This is a genomic window from Streptomyces sp. NPDC007346 (genome assembly GCF_040703535.1).
Taxonomy (GTDB): Bacteria; Actinomycetota; Actinomycetes; order Streptomycetales; family Streptomycetaceae; genus Streptomyces.
In genome coordinates this window covers 1-18,763 of sequence record NZ_JBEYKR010000137.1, presented here as the reverse complement: position 1 = coordinate 18,763, position 18,763 = coordinate 1, and the positions used below count along the sequence as shown (strand labels likewise).

At 73.4% G+C, this 18,763-nt stretch carries 19 protein-coding genes and 1 pseudogene; 8 read left to right on the top strand and 12 right to left on the bottom strand.

Going from position 1 to position 18,763, the window contains the following annotated elements; all coding sequences use genetic code 11:
* From AB0917_RS27465 to AB0917_RS27450, 4 genes are all read right to left on the bottom strand, one after another.
* Positions 1-324, bottom strand: a 324-nt coding sequence (locus tag AB0917_RS27465) for a glycosyltransferase (protein WP_366822361.1), incomplete at its 3' end; no start/stop codon positions are given.
* The gene (locus AB0917_RS27460; protein WP_366822360.1) at positions 321-1,955 is read right to left on the bottom strand and encodes a carbamoyltransferase C-terminal domain-containing protein; all 1,635 of its coding nucleotides are present in this window, start codon (positions 1,953-1,955) and stop codon (positions 321-323) included. The genes AB0917_RS27460 and AB0917_RS27465, both read right to left, overlap by 4 nt.
* A 12-nt stretch (positions 1,956-1,967) precedes the next feature.
* Entirely contained in the window at positions 1,968-2,954 is a 987-nt protein-coding gene (locus AB0917_RS27455) for an NAD-dependent epimerase/dehydratase family protein (RefSeq protein WP_366822359.1), read from the bottom strand.
* Positions 2,955-3,318: 364 nt separating this feature from the next.
* On the bottom strand, positions 3,319-3,735 hold the full coding sequence (locus AB0917_RS27450; RefSeq protein WP_366822358.1) for a CBS domain-containing protein: 417 nt from the start codon (positions 3,733-3,735) through the stop codon (positions 3,319-3,321).
* A 166-nt stretch (positions 3,736-3,901) separates the two neighbouring features.
* Here AB0917_RS27450 and AB0917_RS27445 point away from each other — a divergent pair, with 166 nt between their 5' ends.
* From AB0917_RS27445 to AB0917_RS27435, 3 genes are all read left to right on the top strand, one after another.
* A complete protein-coding gene (locus tag AB0917_RS27445) occupies positions 3,902-4,123 on the top strand; it encodes a DUF6480 family protein (RefSeq protein WP_366822357.1) in 222 nt (73 codons plus the stop codon).
* 126 nt (positions 4,124-4,249) lie between these two features.
* Entirely contained in the window at positions 4,250-4,729 is a 480-nt protein-coding gene (locus AB0917_RS27440; RefSeq protein ID WP_366822356.1) for an SRPBCC family protein, read from the top strand.
* A gap of 46 nt (positions 4,730-4,775) precedes the next feature.
* Positions 4,776-6,398: an NAD(P)/FAD-dependent oxidoreductase gene (locus tag AB0917_RS27435; RefSeq protein WP_366822355.1), complete on the top strand. Its 1,623-nt coding sequence runs from the start codon at positions 4,776-4,778 to the stop codon at positions 6,396-6,398.
* 6 nt (positions 6,399-6,404) lie between these two features.
* Here AB0917_RS27435 and AB0917_RS27430 read toward each other — a convergent pair whose 3' ends face one another.
* The 4 genes from AB0917_RS27430 to AB0917_RS27415 form a co-directional block, all read right to left on the bottom strand.
* The gene (locus tag AB0917_RS27430; RefSeq protein ID WP_366822354.1) at positions 6,405-7,085 is read right to left on the bottom strand and encodes a response regulator transcription factor; all 681 of its coding nucleotides are present in this window, start codon (positions 7,083-7,085) and stop codon (positions 6,405-6,407) included.
* A 126-nt stretch (positions 7,086-7,211) separates the two neighbouring features.
* Entirely contained in the window at positions 7,212-8,885 is a 1,674-nt protein-coding gene (locus AB0917_RS27425) for a GAF domain-containing protein (RefSeq protein WP_366822363.1), read from the bottom strand.
* A gap of 220 nt (positions 8,886-9,105) precedes the next feature.
* Positions 9,106-9,975 (bottom strand): universal stress protein, encoded by an 870-nt coding sequence (locus AB0917_RS27420; RefSeq protein WP_366822353.1) that lies wholly within the window; start codon positions 9,973-9,975, stop codon positions 9,106-9,108.
* 212 nt (positions 9,976-10,187) lie between these two features.
* A complete protein-coding gene (locus AB0917_RS27415) occupies positions 10,188-11,057 on the bottom strand; it encodes a SigB/SigF/SigG family RNA polymerase sigma factor (RefSeq protein ID WP_366822352.1) in 870 nt (289 codons plus the stop codon).
* Positions 11,058-11,337: 280 nt separating this feature from the next.
* Here AB0917_RS27415 and AB0917_RS27410 point away from each other — a divergent pair, with 280 nt between their 5' ends.
* From AB0917_RS27410 to AB0917_RS27400, 3 genes are read left to right on the top strand one after another with little or no spacing between them, the layout of a single operon-like run.
* A complete protein-coding gene (locus AB0917_RS27410; RefSeq protein ID WP_366822351.1) occupies positions 11,338-11,751 on the top strand; it encodes a phage holin family protein in 414 nt (137 codons plus the stop codon).
* Positions 11,748-12,248, top strand: coding sequence for a DUF3618 domain-containing protein (locus AB0917_RS27405; protein ID WP_366822350.1), 501 nt, complete (start codon positions 11,748-11,750; stop codon positions 12,246-12,248). Before AB0917_RS27410 ends, AB0917_RS27405 begins: the two co-directional genes overlap by 4 nt.
* Positions 12,245-12,511 carry a DUF4235 domain-containing protein gene (locus tag AB0917_RS27400; protein ID WP_366822349.1) on the top strand — a complete coding sequence of 89 codons (267 nt, stop codon included), beginning with the start codon at positions 12,245-12,247 and terminating at the stop codon, positions 12,509-12,511. The genes AB0917_RS27405 and AB0917_RS27400 overlap by 4 nt, the downstream gene beginning before the upstream one ends.
* Positions 12,512-12,765: 254 nt before the next feature.
* Here AB0917_RS27400 and AB0917_RS27395 read toward each other — a convergent pair whose 3' ends face one another.
* Positions 12,766-14,127, bottom strand: coding sequence for an FAD-dependent oxidoreductase (locus AB0917_RS27395; RefSeq protein ID WP_366822348.1), 1,362 nt, complete (start codon positions 14,125-14,127; stop codon positions 12,766-12,768).
* Between the two features lie 246 nt (positions 14,128-14,373).
* Complete coding sequence (locus AB0917_RS27390; protein ID WP_366822347.1) at positions 14,374-14,688, bottom strand: metalloregulator ArsR/SmtB family transcription factor; 315 nt, start codon at positions 14,686-14,688, stop codon at positions 14,374-14,376.
* Between the two features lie 256 nt (positions 14,689-14,944).
* On the opposite strand from AB0917_RS27390, the gene AB0917_RS27385 reads away from it, so the two are divergent.
* Together AB0917_RS27385 and AB0917_RS27380 are read left to right on the top strand one after the other, a co-directional pair.
* The gene (locus AB0917_RS27385; RefSeq protein ID WP_366822346.1) at positions 14,945-15,565 is read left to right on the top strand and encodes a GPP34 family phosphoprotein; all 621 of its coding nucleotides are present in this window, start codon (positions 14,945-14,947) and stop codon (positions 15,563-15,565) included.
* A gap of 51 nt (positions 15,566-15,616) precedes the next feature.
* Complete coding sequence (locus AB0917_RS27380) at positions 15,617-15,865, top strand: zinc-binding dehydrogenase (RefSeq protein ID WP_366822362.1); 249 nt, start codon at positions 15,617-15,619, stop codon at positions 15,863-15,865.
* 34 nt (positions 15,866-15,899) lie between these two features.
* On the opposite strand, the gene AB0917_RS27375 is transcribed toward AB0917_RS27380, so the two are convergent.
* Positions 15,900-18,389, bottom strand: coding sequence for an AAA family ATPase (locus AB0917_RS27375; RefSeq protein WP_366822345.1), 2,490 nt, complete (start codon positions 18,387-18,389; stop codon positions 15,900-15,902).
* A 129-nt stretch (positions 18,390-18,518) separates the two neighbouring features.
* Positions 18,519-18,677: pseudogene (locus tag AB0917_RS27370) on the bottom strand (iron chelate uptake ABC transporter family permease subunit); the annotation flags it as partial.
* Between the last annotated feature and the right edge of the window lie 86 nt (positions 18,678-18,763).

Genomic DNA, 18,763 nt, shown 5'->3' with positions numbered 1-18,763 from the left:
CGCGAGGTCCGCGGCGAGCCGGTCGGCCCAGTCGGGCTCCACCTGGACGTCGTCGTCGAGGAAGACCACCCAGGGGGTGCTGACCACGCGCCAGCCGGCGTTGCGCGCGGCGGCGGGCCCCCGGCCGCCGGTGGCCAGGGTGCGTACGGGGAGGCCCCGGGCCGGCCCGAGCGGCAGCGGGCCCCCGGCGGCCGGCCGGTCGTCGACCACGACGACCTCCGTCGGGGCCGGCCCGGAGCAGGAGGCCAGGGCGCGCAGGCAGTCGGCCAGGCAGGGCCGTCCGACGGTGGGGACGACGACGGCGTACTCCACGGGCCCGTTCATCCGAAGGCCCTCCCCCGCCGCACCGCGAACGGCCCGAGCGCGAGCAGGTCCACGGGCGCGGACCCGAAGCACTCCAGGGCGTCGCGCGGGTCGTCGACCATCGGCCGGCCGGCCGTGTTCAGGCTGGTGTTCACGACGACGGGCAGTCCGGTGCGCCGCTCGAAGGCGGCCAGCATCCGGGCCACCAGCGGCTCGGCGTGCGCGTCCACGGTCTGGATGCGGGCGGTGCCGTCGACGTGGACGACGGCCGGGATGCGGTCGCGCCACTGCTCGGCGACCTCGTGGACGAAGAGCATGTACGGGCTGGGCACCGGGCCGTCGAAGAGCTCCGCCGCCCGTTCCTCCAGCACCATGGGGGCGACCGGGCGGAACTCCTCGCGCCCCTTGACCGCGTTCAGCCGCTCCAGGTTCTCCGCGCGCCCGGGGTGGGCGAGCAGGGAGCGGTGCCCCAGGGCCCGCGGGCCGAATTCGGAGCGCCCCTGGAACCAGGCGACGACACCGTCCCGGCTCAGCTCCTCCGCCACGGTCTCGGCGATGTCCTCGGGCTCCTCGTACGGGACGGCGGCCCGCTCCAGCCAGCCGCGCAGCTCCGTCTCGCTCCAGCCCCGGCCGAGCGCGGCCGTGGGCATCGCCTCCACCGGTTCCTTCTCGTTGGCCACGTGGAGGGCCGCCCCCAGGGCCGTACCGGCGTCGCCCGCCGCGGGCTGCACCCAGATCTCCCGGAACGGGCTCTCGCGGTGCAGGCGGGTGTTGGCCACGCAGTTGAGCGCCACGCCGCCCGCGAGGGCGAGCACCTCCTCGCCCGTGCGGCCGTGCAGCCACCGGGCCAGCTCCAGCATCACGTCCTCCAGGCAGGCCTGGGCGCTGGCCGCCACGTCGGCGTGGTCCTGCGTCCAGGGGGCGTCCGGCGCCCTGCCGGGTACCAGCGACTCCCACGGCACGGGCCGGGCCGTGAAGCCGCCCGCGCCGTCCGCGTGGACGAACTCGCGCAGCCGTTCGGTGAAGCGCGGTTTCCCGTACGAGGCGAGGGCCATCACCTTGAACTCGTCGCTGCTGCGCAGGAATCCCAGGTGCTGGGTGAGGTCCTCGTAGAACAGGCCCACCGAGTCCGGCAGCTTCTGGGAGGTCAGCACGGTCAGCCGGCGGTCGACGTAGTGGCCCGAGAGGTGGGAGCCGCACTCGCCGCGTCCGTCGAGCACGAGGACCGCGCAGTCGGGGTGGGGCGAGGCCTGTCCGGCGGAGGCCGCGTGTGCCACGTGGTGGGGGACGAACCGCACCTTGCCCGCGTCCAGCCCCGGCAGGGCCTCGGCGAGGAACTCCGGGGCGCGGCGGGCGTACTCCTGGCGCAGGTGGTCCCACGGGTCGTCCAGCCCCAGCCGGTCGGCCGGGGCGGCGAGGGCGGGGTCGTAGGAGTAGGCCACCGCGTCGAGGTCGGCTGCGCGCAGGCCTGCCTGTTCCAGGCACCAGCGGGCGCTGAGTTCGGGCAGTTCCCAGGCGGAGAAGGGGATGGGGCGCTTGCCGTGCTTGCGGCGGCTGAAGCGTTCCTCCTCCGCCGCCGCGACGATCCGGCCGTCGACGATCAGGGCGGCTGCGGGGTCGTGGAACAGGGCGTTGATACCGAGGACGCGCATGGGGAACCTCCGTCAGAGCCGCGGGGCCTGGGAAACGGTTTCGGGCAGGGAGGAGAAGTGCGCGATGGTCCGCTTGATCCCTTCCTCCCAGCTCACCCGGGGCTCCCAGCCCAGCAGTTCACGCGCGAGGGTGGTGTCGGGCCTGCGCCTCTCGGGGTCGTCCACGGGGCGCTCGATGAAGGTGAGCGGGGAGGTGGACCCGGTCAGGGCGATCACCCGGCGGGCGATGTCCAGGACGGTGGCCTCGTCGCCGCCGCCGATGTTCACCGGGCGGACCGCCTGGCTCGCGGCCACGAGCAGGACGCCGTCGACCGTGTCGTCCACGTAGCAGAGCGAGCGGGTCTGGCTGCCGTCGCCGGCCACCGTCACCGGGTCGCCCGCGAGCGCCTGGCAGACGAACGTCGGCACGGCGCGTCCGTCGTGGGCGCGCATCCGGGGGCCGTAGGTGTTGAACATCCGTACGATGCCCGCGTTCAGGCCCTTGGCGCCCACGTGCGCGGTGACCAGGGCTTCGGAGAACCGCTTGGACTCGTCGTACACGCTGCGCGGGCCCACCGGGTTGACGTTGCCCCAGTAGTCCTCGCGCTGCGGGTGGACGAGCGGATCGCCGTACACCTCGGAGGTCGAGGCGAGCACGAAGCGGGCGCCGTCGCGGTGCGCGAGGGCCAGGACGTTGCGGGTGCCGAGGCTCCCGACGTCCATGGTCTCCAGGGGGTGGCGCAGGTAGTCGGCGGGCGAGGCCGGGCAGGCGAAGTGCAGGAGGAGGTCGTAGGGGCCGGGCAGTTGGCCGGTCAGCGGCCCGGCGGAGACGTCACACCGGACGAACCGGAAGCCGGGCCGCCCCTCCAGATGGGCGATGTTGCCCTCGGAGCCGGAGAGCAGATTGTCCGCGCAGTCGACTTCGACTCCTGAATCCAGCAGCCGTTCGCACAGGTGGGAGCCGAGAAAACCGGCGCCCCCGGTGACAACGGCGCGGCGCCAGGGAACTGGTGTCGTCATCAATGACATAGGACGGCCTTTCATCCGCGGTGGAGGTGGATCACCACACCCTGCGTCTGCCGGACAGCGGGCAGGACGTCAGCGGGAGATGTCGGGTCCCGGCCGCCCCGCGGCACGCGGCCGGACGACGGACGAGCCTGGGTGGCCGCCGTGGTCCCGACGGGCACGGCTGGCAGAGTTCCCCTGCCAGTACGTTTCACACATTGAATTCAGTTTGCTCCGGCGAACAGTCGATTCCGCCCGGTCGTCGCGGTGTTCGTGCCGGTCGTCGCGGAGTTCGTGCCACCCGCGCGGCCGGGGGCACGACGACGCCCCGGCCGGTTCCGTGCCCGGCCGGGGCGTCGGGGGGCGCGCCCGGGGCGGCTCAGTCGGTGGAGAGGGCCTCGATGAGGTACCCGACGTCGGGGTCGGGCAGGGAGCGGGCCACGTCGGCGGTGGCGACCATGCCGACGAGGGTGTGGCCGTCGATGACCGGCAGCCGGCGGACCTTGTGCTCGGTCATCGTGCGCAGGATCTCCTCCGCCCGGTCGTCGGCGCCGATGGTGACCGCCTCGCCCTGGGCCAGCTCACCGGCCGTACAGTCGGCGGGGTTCCTCCCGGCGCCGAGCACCTTGGTCACGATGTCGCGGTCGGTCAGCATGCCCTTGAGCCGGTTGTCGGCGCCGCAGATCGGCAGGGCGCCGACGCCGAGTCCGGTCATCTTCCTGGCGGCCTCCAGAACGCTCTCCTTCTCGCCGACGCACTCCGTGCCGGCGGTCATGATCTCGCGTGCGGTTGCCATGGGCGTTCCCTTCGTGGGGGTGGATGGTCCGTGGCGCGCCGGGTTCCCCGCCCCGGTCGTTCCTAACGCCGCCTCCCTCCGGCGGAGGTGTGGCGCGGCCCCGGGGGCGATACGCCCGTTCGGGCCTTTCTCGGTGTGCCCCGGCCCTGCGGGGTACCCGCAGGACATGAGCACTGGAAATCCCGACCCCGATCCGCGTGACACCCCCGGCCTGGAGCCGGGCGGCGGCGTCCCCGCCGGTGAGACTCCCCCCGCCGAGGGCAGCACCTCGGAGGCCGGGCCGCGCCACGCGCCGCCCCGGGGGTGGGCCAAGGGCCCGCTGATCGCCATCGTCACGGTCGCCGTGGTGGTGGCGGCCTTCTTCCTCGCCTACGCGCTGCTGCTGTGACGGTGCCGTGGCCGCCACCGCGTCCGTCCCTCGGTGACGGCGGTGGCCGCCGGGCGGCGAAAGTGCCCGGCTCCGGGCAGAATTGCACCCGGGAACATCCGCCCGCCGTGCCGACCGAGGAGGATCATGGCTGTACGTCACCACCTCATCGACCGTCCACCGGCCGCCGTGTGGGCGGTCCTGGAGGACGAAGCCCTGTACGGGCAGTGGGTGGTCGGGACCTCCGACTCCCGCCCGGAGCACGGCGACTGGCCCGAGACCGGCTCGTCGATCACGTATCACGTGCATGTGGGGCCCAAGCGGTTCACCGGGTGCACCGTCGTCCGGCACATCGACCGGCCCGGGACCCTGGAGCTGGAGGCCGAGGGCGGCCCCTGGGGCACCGCCCGTATCGCCTTCGACATCCGGCCCTGGGGCGATGGGACCCTCGTGATCGTCGACGAGCACCCGCTGCGCGGCCTGGGCGGCACGCTGCACAACCCGCTGCTGGACACGTTGCTCCAGCTCCGCCACCGCACCATGCTGGCGCGCCTGGCCCGGCTGGTCGAGCGCGTGACGGCCGCACAACCGGGCGGCGGCGCGCGCGTCGCCGGACCGGCCGACTGATCCCGGGCCCGCCTCTCGGGCGCGTACCGGGGCGAAGGACGGTGCCATGGTCGACGCAGTAGTGATCGGAAGCGGGCCCAACGGTCTGGTCGCGGCCAATGTGCTGGCGGACGCCGGCTGGTCCGTGGAGGTCCTGGAGGAGCAGGACGAGCCGGGCGGCGCGGTCCGCAGTGACCGGGGGGTCGATCCCGCCTACGTCAACGACCTGTTCAGCTCGTTCTACCCGCTGGCGGCGGTCTCCCCCGTGCTGGCGGCGCTGGACCTCGAGCGGGAGGGGCTGCGCTGGAGTCACGCGCCCCGGGTGCTCGCCCATCCGTTGCTGGACGGCAGGTGTGCCGTACTGGACCGCGACCGGGCGGTCACCGCCGAGGGCCTGGACGGCTTCGCCCCCGGTGACGGGGAGAGCTGGCTGGAGCTGTGCGCCGTGTGGGAGCGGCTGGGCGACGACATCGTCGCCGCCCTCTTCTCCCCCTTCCCACCCGTCCTCGCCGGCACCAGGCTGCTCGCCCGGCTGCGGGCGGCGGGCGGGCTGCGGCTGGCCCGCAGCCTCGTCCTTCCCGTACGCAGGCTCGGCGAGGAGGAGTTCACCGGCGAGGGCGGCCGGCTTCTGCTGGCCGGCAACGCCCTGCACGCGGACCTGGCCCCCGAGGCCGCCGGCAGCGGGGGCTTCGGCTGGCTGATGGCCATGCTGGGGCAGTTCCACGGCTTCCCGGTCCCGGTGGGCGGCTCCGGCGCGCTCACCTCGGCCCTGGTGCGGCGGCTGGAGGCCCGCGGGGGGACCGTGCGGTGCGGGCAGCGGGTGAGCGAGGTCGTCGTGCGGCAGGGCCGTGCCGTGGGGGTCCGTACGGCGTCCGGGGACGCGCTCGCGGCCCGCCGGGCGGTGCTCGCCGACGTGTCCGCCCCCAGCCTGTACGGGTCGCTGGTGGACGCGGAGCACCTGCCGTCCCGGCTCCTGGAGGACATGCGGCGGTTCCAGTGGGACTTCGCCACGTTCAAGGTGGACTGGGCGCTGAACGGTCCCGTCCCGTGGAGCAGCCCCGAAGCCGCCACGGCCGGCACCGTGCACCTGGTGGAGGGCGTCGACGAGCTCACCCGCTTCGCCTCCCAGCTCGCCCGCGGTCTGGTGCCGGACCGCCCCTTCCTGCTCTTCGGGCAGATGACCACGGCGGACGCGACCCGTTCACCGCGCGGCACGGAATCGGCGTGGGCCTACACCCATGTGCCGCACACCGTGAAGGCGGACGCCGGAGGGGAGGGCCTGTCCGGCGGGTGGGACGCCGGGGAGCGGGAGCGGATGGCCGACCGGGTGGAGGAGCAGGTCGAGCGGTACGCCCCCGGCTTCCGCGGCCGCGTCCTGGCCCGGCGGATCCTGGCCCCGCCCACGCTCCAGGCGGCGGACGGCAACCTCCATCACGGGGCGATCAACGGGGGTACGGCCGCGATGCACCAGCAGCTGGTGTTCCGTCCGGTGCCGGGCACGGGCCGCCCCGAGACGCCGGTGAAGGGGCTGTACCTGGCCTCGGCCTCCGCCCATCCGGGCGGCGGTGTCCACGGCGCCCCGGGCGCCAACGCGGCTCGGGCGGCCCTTCGCTCGACCCGCGCCACCGCCACCGCACTGACCGCGGCCCAGCGGATGATGGCCCGTCGGGGGCGGGGCGGGGAGGCCTGAACCACCTCATCCGGGCCGCCGTGCCTGGGTGGCGAGGACCGCGGCCTGTACGCGGCGTTCGACGCCGAGCTTGGCCAGGATCCGGGAGATGTTGTTCTTCACCGTCTTCTCCGCGAGGTGGAGCCGCAGTCCGATCTCGCGGTTGGTAAGCCCCTCGCCGATGAGCGCGAGGATGTCCTGCTCCCGTGCGGTCAGCGCCGCGACTCCCGCGGGCCGGTCGTCCCGGGCGGCGTCGTCGCGGAGGCGGGCCATCACGCGGGCGGTGGCGCCGGGGTCGAGCAGCGACCGGCCGGAGGCGACCGTCCGCACGGCCTGGACGAGGTCCGTTCCGGTGATCTGCTTCAGTACGTAGCCCGACGCGCCCGCCACGATCGCGTCGAGCAGCGCCTCCTCGTCGTCGAAGGACGTCAGCATCAGGCAGGCGAGCTCCGGCATCCGGGAGCGCAGTTCGCGGCAGACGCCGACGCCGTCCCCGTCGGGCAGGCGGACGTCCAGGACCGCGACCTGGGGGCGCAGGGCCGGGACGCGTGCGAGCGCCTGTGCCACGGTGCCCGCCTCCCCCACGACGGTCAGGCCGGGCTCGGCGTCCAGCAGATCGTGCACGCCCCGGCGCACCACTTCGTGGTCGTCGAGGAGGAAGACCGTCACCGGGGCCTTCCCGTCGGCGTCCGCACCCTTGTCCGTCATCACACACTCCGTCATCCGTCGTCCGAGCCCACCGAGGCGGGCTGCCACGATCGTGCCGCAGGGCCGGTGCCGGCGAACAGGGCCGGTCGGCCCTCGTCGGCGGGGGCATACGAAAGCCGGGCCGGCTCAGCTCAGCGGGGCGCGCCAGAGCAGCCGGCTGCCTCCGCCGTCGGGCGCCGACATCTCCAGGGCCCCGCCGACCTGGCGGGCGCGCTCGGCGAGGTTGTCCAGCCCGCTGCGGCGGATCCGTTCCGGGACGCCCCTGCCGTTGTCGGAGACGGTCAGGATCACCTCGTCGGCGGTGGCCCTCAGGCTCACCTCGACGCGGGTGGCGTGCGCGTGGCGGGCCGCGTTGCTGAGGAGTTCGCCGAGCGCCGCGACCACGTGTTCGGCCACCTCGAGGGGTACGTCGGTGTCGAGCAGGCCCTCCATGCTGAGCCGGGGCGGGAAGCCGAGCGAGGTCACCGCGTCCCCCACCGTGCGGGAGGCGCGGGCGCGCAGGCTCGAACCGGGGCCCTCGTCCCGGGCCCGCAGGCCGAAGATGGTGGACCGGATGATCTTGATGGTCTCGTCCAGGTCGTCGACGGCCCGGCCCACCCGCTCGGCCGCGCCTGTGTGCTCGATCAGCCGGGCGGTGCTCTGGAGCGTCATGCCGGTCGCGAACAGCCGCTGGATCGCCAGGTCGTGGAGGTCGCGGGCGATCCGGTCCCGGTCCTCCAGGAGCGCGACGTGCTCGGCGTCCCGTCTGCGTACCGCCAGTTCCAGGGCGAGCGCCGCCTGCCCGGCGAAGGCCAGCAGCGGCTCCAGCTCCGCCTCGGCGAAGGCCGGTTCGCCGACCGCGCGGACCAGCAGCAGGACGTCCGCCCCGGCGGCCGCACCCAGCGGAACGGCGACGGCGGGCCCCGGTCCGGCGGCCAGGTGGGGGTCGGTAAGAAAGCGGGGGTCCTTGCCCAGGCAGGCGGAGACCACCCGGGTGCCCGCCGCCGAGGCCGCGCCCGCCAGGGTCCCTTCGGCCGGTACGACCAGTCCCTGGAGGCCGCCGTCGCCCGCCGGCAGCGCGACGGACAGCTCCACGACCAGGTCGTCCGTGCCGGGGACGGGCGCGGACACCTCCGCCAGGCGGGCGCCGGTGATCTCGCCGGCCCGTCGCGCGATCAGCTCCAGCACGTCCTGGCGGGCCTCCCCCGACAGCAGGTGGTTGGTGACCTCGGCGCCGGCCCGGAGCCAGCGGTGCTGGCGCTGCGAACTCTCGTACAGGCGGGCGTTGTCGATCGCCACGCCGGCCGCTACGGCCAGGGTGGTGATCACGGACTCGTCCTCGGCGTCGAAGTCGAGGCCGTCCCGTTTGTCGGTGAGGTAGAGGTTCCCGAAGACCTCGTCGCGCACCCGGATCGGGACGCCGAGGAACGTACGCATCGGTGGGTGGTGTTCCGGGAACCCGAACGAGGCCTCGTGCGCGCCCAGTTCGCTCAGGCGCAGGGGTTCCGGGTGCCGGATCAGCTCACCGAGGAGGCCGTGGCCTGCCGGGAGCGGTCCGATCCGCTCCCGCTGCTCCCGCGTCATGCCCGAGGTGAGGAACTGCGACAGGCTCCGCCCGTCGGGCCCGATCACGCCGAGCGCGCCGTACTGGGCGTCCACGAGTTGCGCGCCGGCCTCGACGATGCGGCGCAGCACCTGGGAGAGGTCCAGTTCGCGGCCGACCGAGACGACCGCCTCCAGCAGGCTGTGCACCCGGTCCCGGGTCCCTCTGGCGGCGTTGATCCTCGCCTGCAACTCCTCCAGCAGCTCGTCCAGCCGCATCTGAGGCATCCGCGACAGCGGCTGCTCGTCCCCCACAGGCCCTCTTCCCCTCCGCCCCGTCACCTTCCGCGCCACTCTATGGGGCTGCCGCCACCGGGACGGTGCCGGGAGGGTTCGGAAGGTTCCTGACCCCGCCGGGGGAGGAGGGTCCCCGGCCGTCCCGCTCGCCGGGCCCGCCCTGTGGGGAGACAGGGCGGGCCCGACGAGCGGGACGGCGGAGTCAGGCGTACGGGACGACGGCGACGGGGCAGCGGGCGTGGTGCAGGGCCGCGTGGGCGGCCGAGCCGATCCGGGTGCCGATCGGGGCCCGGCGGGCGCGCCTCCCGACCACCAGCAGCTGCGCCTCCGCGGACTCCTCGACCAGGACCTGCCCGGCGCTCCCCATCTCGACGTGCTCGACGACCTTCACCTCGGGGAACCGGTCGCGCCACGGGGCCAGGGCCTCCTGGAGCGCCTTGTGCTCGAAGGGCTCCAGCCCTCCCGAGGCGTCGGCGAGGGCCAGGGAGGCGCCCCAGGTGTAGACGGGCGGCAGGCTCCAGGCGCGGACCGCCCGCAGCGGAACTCCCCGTACGGCGGCGGCCTCGAAGGCGAAACCGAGCACTTCCGCGCTCTCCTCCGGGCTGCCCTGCTGGCCGACCACGACCTCGCCGTTCTCCCGGACCGGGTACTCACCGTCGTAGGCCCGTACGGAGACCACGGGTCCTTTGGCCCCGGAGATCACCTGCTGTCCGTAGGAGCCGAGGAGGAAGCCGAGCAGCGCCCCGTGGCCCCGGGTGCCCAGGCACAGCAGGGCGGCCCGCTCGGCCTCGGCCAGCAGCGCCACGACCGCCGTCTCGGGCAGCACGCGGCAGGAGACGGGCAGTTCGGGATAGCGGCCAGCCACCTGGTCCTCGGCCTCCCGCAGCACGGCACGGGCGGCCAGTGCCTCGGCCTCCCGGTTCTGGACGAGGGGGATGTCCAGCGGCTGCCAGAGCCAGGCGTGCACGATACGCAGCGGCAGATCCCGCAGAGCCGCCTCGCGCGCCGCCCAGTCGGCCGCCGCCAGACTCTCCGGCGAACCGTCCACCCCTACGACTACGGCCTTCTTCACGGTTCTGCCTCCGTACGTTCGTGCGGACCGGCCCCTCGGCCGGCCGCTGGAGCCAGCATCCCGCCCGGCGCACACCGAGGGGAGGGCCGATCGGCCCTCCTCCTGGGGCCCGTTGGGCACCGGAACGCGGTCGGCCGACTCAGGGAGGGCGCGGTCGGCCACCGGTCCTGACAGGGCGTCCGGGCGGCGGCTGTGGGGCGGGGGCCTGCGGCTCACTTCTGGGTGAGCATGCCTTCGCGCAAGGTGGTGAGGAGCCGGGAGAGGAGCCGGGAGACATGCATCTGGGAGATACCGAGACGTTCGCCGATCTGGGCCTGGGTCATCTCCTGGCCGAAGCGCATCCGGACGATCTCCCGGTCGCGGTCCTCCAGCGTCTCCAGCAGCGGGGCCAGCGCGTGGAGGTTCTCCACCAGTTCCATGCCGGGGTCGCAGTCGCCGGTGATGTCGGCGTAGGTGGCGCTGTCGGAGCCGCCCTGCTCCGTTCCGCCGAGCGGCAGGTCGAGGGAGCCGGCGGTGTAGCCGTTGGAGGCGATGAGGCCGTCGATGACCTCTTCCTCGCTGATCCCCAGGTGCTCGGAGAGCTCCGCGACGCCGGGGTCGCGGCCCAGGGTGGCGGTGAGCTGTTCCTTGGTCCTGGCCAGGGTGACCCGCAGCTCCTGCAGGCGCCGGGGGACGTGGACGGACCAGGTGGAGTCGCGGAAGAAGCGCTTGATCTCACCGACGATGTAGGGGATCGCGAACGAGGTGAACTCGACCTCGCGTGACAGCTCGAAGCGGTCGATCGCCTTGATCAGGCCGATGGTGCCGACCTGGATGATGTCTTCCATCTGGCCGTCGCCACGGTTGCGGTACCTCTTCGCGGCGAACTGCACCAGGGACAGGTTCATCTCGATGAGGATGTTGCGCGCGTACTGGTACTCGTGGGTGCCCTCTTCGAGGACCTGCAACTGCTCGAAGAAGAGCGTGCCCAGCGCACGGGCGTCCTTCGGGGCGACCTTCTGCGGATCGGCGATCTGCGGGAGTGCCGCCGGAGCTGTGGTCCTCGTCAGGGCCTCGGTCGTGGCCTCCATGGATATCGACATTACGACCCTTCCCTGCCCCAGACGCTGCCGCGGAGTCCCGCCGGCATGTGGCTCCGCCTACCCGGGTTGCCGCGGAACACGCCCGCGCGGACTCCCGGCGGCTTCCGCCCGCCTGACCTCCCGTCGCAGGACTTCTTCCCCGTGGGACGGATGCCCGCCCGGTTGCCGGGTAGCCGGACCGCGGCGACGGCGTACACATCCGGACGAGGATGTTCCGTCGCGGCGGCCCACGTCCCCGTGACGATTTCCGACCGATCGAGGAGAGCAAGGTGACCTCATCATGAGCACAGCAGAGCAGCGGGCCGGCGCCACCGGCGACCAGGTGGGCGCGCTGGTCTCGCGTGCCTCGCAGCAGATCTCGGAGCTGGTCCGCGAGGAAATGCGGCTGGCACGTTCGGAGATGACGCGGAAGGGCAGGCGCTACGGGAAGGGCGGCGGCCTCTTCGGCGTCGCGGGTCTCGTCGGCGTCCTGGCGGCCCAGGCCCTGGTGGCGACCTGCATCGCCGCACTCGCGCTGGCACTGCCCGTGTGGGCGGCGGCCCTCATCGTCACGGCCGTGCTGGCCGCGGTGGCCGGCGTGGCAGCCCTGGCCGGGAGGAAACAGATCACCCGGGCAGGCACCCCGGCCCCCGAACAGACCATCGACAGCGTCAAGGCCGATCTGGCCGAGGTCAAGGAGAAGGCTCACCGATGAACGACGAATCGCAGAACCAGATGGGCACACCCACCCCCGAGGAGCTGCGCGAGCAGGTCGAGCGGACGCGCGACGAACTCGGGCAGACCGTCGAGGCGCTGGCGGCCAAGGCCGACATCAAGGCGCAGGCGAAGGAGAAGACCGCCGTGGTCAGGGAACAGGCCGCCGAGAAGACCGCCGTGGTCAGGGAGCAGGCCGCCCGGAAGGCGGCGTCGGCCTCCGGTCAGATCCGTGAGAAGACGGAGCAGGCCACGCAGTTGGTGAAGGACAGGACACCGGATGCCGTGCTGGAGAGGACGGCGCAGGCCGCCGCGCAGGTGCGCGAGAGCGCGGCCAGGGCGGGGCGGTACGCGGCGGACCGGACCCCCGACCCGCTGCTGGAACAGGCGGACCGGGCCGCGACGGCCGCACGCGCCAACCGCGCCCCGCTCCTCGCGGGCGGTGCGCTGCTGATCGCCTTCCTGCTGATACGTCGTAGCCGGGGGCGCAACCGATGAAGGCGTCCCGGATCGCGTACAAACCGGTAGGGCTCGCGCTGGGCGCGGTCAGCGGCATGATCGCGGGCGCCGCGTTCAAACAGACGTGGAAGCTCATCGAAGGCGAGGGCGACGCCCCTGACGCCCTGGACGAGGACCGGCCGTGGCGGCAGATCCTCCTCGCCGCCGCCGTGCAGGGCGCGATCTTCGCCGTGGTCAAGGCCACGGTCGAACGGTCGGGCGCCCAGGCGGCCCGGCGCGTCACGGGCACCTGGCCCGCGTGAGGGGGTGACCGCGACGGAAGCCGGTCCGCATGAACCGGTGACCGCGTGTCAGCCGGGTGCGGGGGGGGCGGGCCGCAGGCCAGGGCGGCGGGCCGAGCGGGGACGCGACGCGGACGGGCTCCTGGCCCCCCGCCTCCCTCCTTCCGGCTCCCGGGGCCCAGCTCCCGGGGCCCAGCTCCCGGGGCCCGGCACCCGGGGCCCGGCACCCGGGGCCCGGCACCCGGCTCCCTCGACGGTGAGTCCCGCGCAGCGGGTCAGCAGCCGCCGGAGGTCGGCCGGGCGCCCAGCTCGACCGGCTGCGGGCCGGTGGCCCCGCAGCAGTCCCCGTCGGCGCTGTCCGGCTCCGGAGTCTCGAACAGACCCGCCCCACCGCACACGCCCGTCTCGGGCAGGACGAGTTCCACCCGGTCGGCGGAGTCCGTGTCCCCCGCGAGGGCGGCGGCCACGGAGCGCACCTGCTCGTAGCCGGTCAGCGCGAGGAACGTCGGCGCGCGGCCGTAGGACTTCATCCCGACGACGTAGAAGTCCCGCTCGGGGTGGGCCAGTTCACGGTGCCCGTGCGGGTAGACGGTGCCGCACGAGTGCTGGTTGGGGTCGATGAGCGGCGCCAGCTCCACCGGGGCCTGGAGCCGTTCGTCGAGACGCAGGCGGATCTCCGACAGGAACGACAGGTCGGGGCGCATGCCGGTCAGGGCGATCACCTCGTCCACCGGGCGGAGCCGCCGCCCGTCCTCGGCGACCAGGACGAGACGTCCGTCCCGGTCCCGCTCGACCGCCTCGGCCCGGAAACCCGTCACGGCGTCGGCGTGCCCGTCGTCCACCGCGGCCTTGGCGGCGAGGCCGAGGGCCCCGCGAGCCGGGAGCTGGTCGGCCTCGCCGCCACCGAAGGTGGAGCCCGACAGGCCCCGGCGCAGGACCCACACCGCGTGCGTACCGGCGCCCTCTCCCGTACCGGCGAGGGAGGCCAGGGCGGCGAGAGCCGTGAACGCGGAGGCGCCCGAGCCGATCACCGCGGTGCGCCTGCCCGCGTACCGGGCGCGCACCGACGGGTCCAGGAGATCGGGCACGCGGTGGACGATGCGGTCCGCCGCCGCCTCCTCCCCCAGGGCCGGCAAGCCGTTGCCGCCGACCGGGCCGGGCGTCCCCCAGGTGCCGGAGGCGTCGAGGACGGCCCGCGCGGTGATGCGTTCCTCCCGCCCGTCGGCGTACCGCACCTGGACCGCGAAGGGCTGGAGCTCCCGCTCGGCGTCCACCACCCGGTCGCGGCCCGCCCGTGCCACTCCGGTGACCGTGGCGCCGTAGCGGACACGCTCTTCGCCGAGCACGTCGGCCAGGGGCTGGAGGTACTGCTCGGCCCACTCGCGGCCGGTCGGGCAGGTGTCCGGGGCGGGCCGGCTCCAGCCGGTCGGCGCGAGCAGCTTCTCCGCGACGGCGTCGACCACCTCGCTCCAGGGCGAGAAGAGCCGCACGTGGCCCCACTCCCGCACCGCGGCGGCCGCGACCGGGCCCGCCTCCAGGACCAGGGGCCGCAGGCCGCGGTCGGCGAGGTGGGCGGCGGCGGCCAGTCCGACCGGGCCGGCTCCGATGACGACGACGGGACGCTGCTGCTCGCTCATGACGATCGACCCCTGATTAGACGGATATCTATATTACGAAGACAGCGTCCCATCCCGCCTGGGCACTCGTCAACATAGACAGGTATCTAATCAAGCTCTCGGGGGCCACGGGCCGGCCCAGGGAGTGGACGATCACGAGACGCACGCGCGATCACGCGATCACACAGTCACACGGTCGCGGAAGGAGGGAGAAGTGACGCGGCGGACCCTGCGGCCGTACCCCTCAAGCGAGGACCGCCCGTCGCCTCAGGCCTCGCGGGCCTCGGCTGCCGGGACGGCGAGCAGCCCGGACAGGATCTCCAGGCTGTCGCGCCGGGCGCGGTAGTAGACCCAGGTGCCGCGGCGCTCGGAGGTCACGAGACCGGCTTCCCGGAGGATCTTGAGGTGGTACGAGATCGTCGGGGCGGAGAGGTCGAAGGGGCCCGTCAGATCGCAGACGCAGACCTCGTCGCCGGCGGCCGAGGCGATCATCGAGAACAGGCGGAGCCGGATCGAGTCACCCAGGGCCTTGAACATCTTGGCCACGTCGGAAGCCTGCTCCGCTCCCAGGGGCGCGGCCACGAGGGGCGGGCAACAGGGTTCTGAGGCAACTACTTCCAGGCGTGGCACAGGGCCAGTTTCACAGTCGTCTAATCATTGTGCAACCAGCTTGTGTCAGGGGCGGGCCGACTTCGCACGGCGACAGGACTTCGGCCGCCCGGACGGTAATGATGGTGACCGTGGCAGTCGCCCGCCGTCGAACCGGCTCCGCACGGAGGCCGGGCCGTCGGGACGGGCGAACTCGTGTCCACGTCCACGTCTCCGAGGGGAGCCCTTCATGACCACGGCGAAAGACCTGTTCATCGTCGCTATGGATCCAAGGCCCGAGCGTTCCGTGGGACAGGGCGACCTGTCGCTCGCCCTCGCGGGGGCCGAGCTGATCGATCTCATCGGTGCGGGGGCCGTCACCGTGGACGGCGACCGCATCGTGCCGGCCGGTCCGTCGGCGCCGGACGACCGGCTCCTCGGCGAGGCCGCGGCACGGCTCACCCGGCAGCCGCCCCACGAGCAGATCGAGGACTGGCTGTGGCGCCGGGGCAAGGACCTCTCGGCGGCGTACCAGGAGGCGTTGGAGGAGGAGGGCGAGCTGACGCGGAAGCGAGGCGGCCGGCTGTCCTTCGGTTCGGAACGCGTGGAGCCCGCCGACACGCCGGCCCGCCGGGGGGCGGCCGACCGCTGGGAGGGGCGGGAACCCGTCCTGGTCGCTCTCGCCTCGGCCGTGGGCGTCGACGACGGACGTCCGGACGGCGAGGGCGGCCCCGACGACGAGCCCGGCCTCGACGACGCGGTGACGACGGTGGTGGCTGCCGTCCACGACGCGGTGATGGAGCTGGAGTCCGTACGGCAGAGGCGGACCATCGAGAACGCGGCCTTCGCCAACGTCTGGCGCGGACCGTGAGCCGGATCCTCGTCCGGGGCCGGCGCCGGGGGTGAGCAAGTCGCCCCGGCGCTGCGGGGCCGGCCCGGCCCGGCCGCGCGCGGCATCCGCGTGTGCCCGGTGACGGTGACGGTGACGGACGGGATCACCGACACCGAGCGGCTGGACACGCTGCGCCGTCAGGCCGGGGAGGGCGTCCTGACGCCGCACGTGGCCGACGTACTGCCCGCCGACCGGGCGGCCGAGGCCCACCGCCGGCTGGAGGCCGGCGGTCTGCGTGGCCGGTTGGTCCTGGACTTCTCCGCCGCCTTCCCTCCATGAGCACCCCGCCTGGTCAGGGGTCGGGGGCCGGAGGTCAGGAACCAGGGGCGGGGGAGATCACGCAGTGGAGGGAGTCGCCCTCCACGTCGGCGACGATCGTGTCGCCCGGTTCGGCCTCGCCCCCCAGGAGCAGGGAGGCGATGCGGTTGTCCAGTTCCGTCTGGATCGTGCGACGCAGCGGGCGGGCGCCGAACTCCGGCTGGTAGCCGTGGGCCACCAGAAGCTTCTTCGCCGCTTCGGTGACCTCCAGCGTCAGCCCCTGGGCGTGGACGCGGTGCTTGCTGCGGTCGAGCAGGTGGTCGACGATCTCGGACAGGTCGTCCTCGGTGAGGCTGTGGAAGACGATGATGTCGTCGATGCGGTTGAGGAACTCGGGCAGGAACCGCCCGCGCAGATCCTCCATCAGCTCGTCCTTGAGCTCGGTGGCGTCGCCCTGGTGGGCGAGGATGCGGTGGGCGCCGATGTTGGACGTCATGATGACGACGCAGTGGCGGAAGTCGACCGTACGGCCCTGTCCGTCCGTCAGCCGGCCGTCGTCGAGGATCTGGAGCAGCGTGTTGAAGACGTCGGGGTGCGCCTTCTCCACCTCGTCGAAGAGCACCACGCTGTAGGGGTGGCGCCGCACCTTCTCCGTCAGCTGGCCGGCCTCGTCGTACCCGACGTAGCCGGGGGGCGCGCCGACGAGCCGGGCGACGGTGTGCTTCTCCTGGAACTCGCTCATGTCGAAACGGACCATGCGGTCCTCCGCCCCGAACAGCAGCTCGGCGAGGGTCTTGGCGAGTTCGGTCTTGCCCACGCCGGTGGGGCCGAGGAAGAGGAACGAGCCCACGGGCCGGTTCGGGTCGCCCATGCCCGCGCGGTTGCGGCGTACGGCTTCGGAGACCGCGGTGACGGCCTCGGCCTGGCCGACGATCCGGGCGTGCATCTCCTCCTCCAGCCTCAAAAGCTTCTCCTTCTCGCCGGCGGTGAGCTGGGAGACCGGGATGCCCGTACGGCGGGAGACGATGTCGGCGATGTCGGAGGCCGTCACGGAGACGACGCCCTCACGCCGCTCCTCGATGCCCGCGAGCTCGCCCTCCACCTCGGCGATCTGCTCCTTGAGCTCCTTGGCCCTCTCGAACTCCTCGGCGGCGACGGCCTGGTCCTTCTCCCGGCGCAGCTTCGCGATGCGGTCCTCCCGGCTGACGACCTCGGTGGAACGGTTGGCGCTGCGCAGCCGTACGCGGGCACCGGCCTGGTCCATCAGGTCGATGGCCTTGTCGGGCAGGAACCGGTCGCTGACGTAGCGGTCGGACAGTTCCGCGGCCGCCGTCAGCGCCCCGTCGGCGAAACGGACCTGGTGGTGCGCCTCGTACGCGTCCCGCAGCCCTTCGAGGATCTGCACGGTCTCCTCGACGGTGGGCTCGGGGATCAGGACGGGCTGGAAGCGGCGTTCCAGGGCGGCGTCCTTCTCGACGTGCTTGCGGTACTCGTCGATCGTCGTCGCGCCCACCACGTGGAGTTCACCGCGGGCGAGGGCCGGCTTGAGCATGTTGCCCGCGTCCATCGAACCCTCGCCCGTCGCGCCCGCGCCGACGACGGTGTGGATCTCGTCGATGAAGAGGATGATGTGGCCGCTCGCCTCCTGGACGTCCTCGATGACCTTCTTCAGCCGCTCCTCGAACTGTCCGCGGTACTGGGCGCCGGCCACCATGCCGGACAGGTCCAGCGAGACGACCCGTCTGCCCTTCAGCGTGTCGGGGACCTCGCCCGCGACGATGCGCTGGGCGAGCCCCTCCACGATGGCGGTCTTTCCCACACCGGGCTCACCGATGAGCACGGGGTTGTTCTTGGAGCGCCGCGACAGGATCTCGATGGTCTGCTCGATCTCGTCGGCCCGGCCGACCACGGGGTCGAGCCTGCCCGCCTCCGCCTCCGCGGTCAGGTCCCGGCCGAACTCGTCCAGGCTCGTGGACGGCTGTTTCGCGGCTGCGGAGGCACCGTTCCCGCCCACCGCCTGGTCGGTCATCCCGCGCAGCCTGGAGACATCCGGGTCCTCGGCGCGCAGGAACCGGGAGGCGCCGGAGCCGGCGTCGCCGAGGAGGGCGCCGAGGATGTGCTCGGGCCCGATGTACGAGATGCCCGCCGCCTGCGACCGGGCGTGGGCGAGGGCGAGGGTCCGCTTGGCGGCCGGGGTGAGGCCGGGCCGGGAGGACGGCTCCTCGGACTCCCGGGGCAGCACCTCGGCGATCCTTTCCCCGAGCTGCTCGGGGTCGACCCCGGCCTGGGCGAGCAGCCCGCGGGTGGGCTCGACCTGGGTGGCGGCCCACAGGAGGTGCTCGGTGTCGAGGTCGGTCGTACCGTCCTGGACCGCTCGGCCGGCCGCGGCGTCCAGCAGGTCACGCGAGGGCTCCGTGAGAAGCCGGCCGACGGGCACGCGCTGCACGGCCGGGGGCGACGAGGCCGGCGACATACCGAAGAAGCGATTCAGCATCTCGCTGAACGGATCGGGCGAACCGGAGGGAGAACCGAATGCCATCGACATACCAGCTCCAGATGAGCGAATGGGGGGTCCCCTCCACTCAAACCCCATGTCCGCCGCTCCGCAAACCGTACGACCGGCGTCCACGGCCGAGGCCCCGTGCGGAGGGGATCAGCCATGACCGGCAGGGCCTCAGGCCCCCCGCCGGGACTCCCGTACCAGCAGGACCAGCAGGTACGCCCCGCCGACGCACACCGTGACCGCGCCGGTCGGCAGCAGTACGCCCGGAATGGCGTGCTGCGCGGCGATGTCGGCGCCGAGCAGCAGGAGCGCGCCGACGAGTGCCGCGCCGGGTTTCATGCCGGCGGCCCGAGATCAGCTTGATCACGGTCCAGGAGATGAAGCCGAAGGCGATGCCGTTGGCAATCGAACCGACG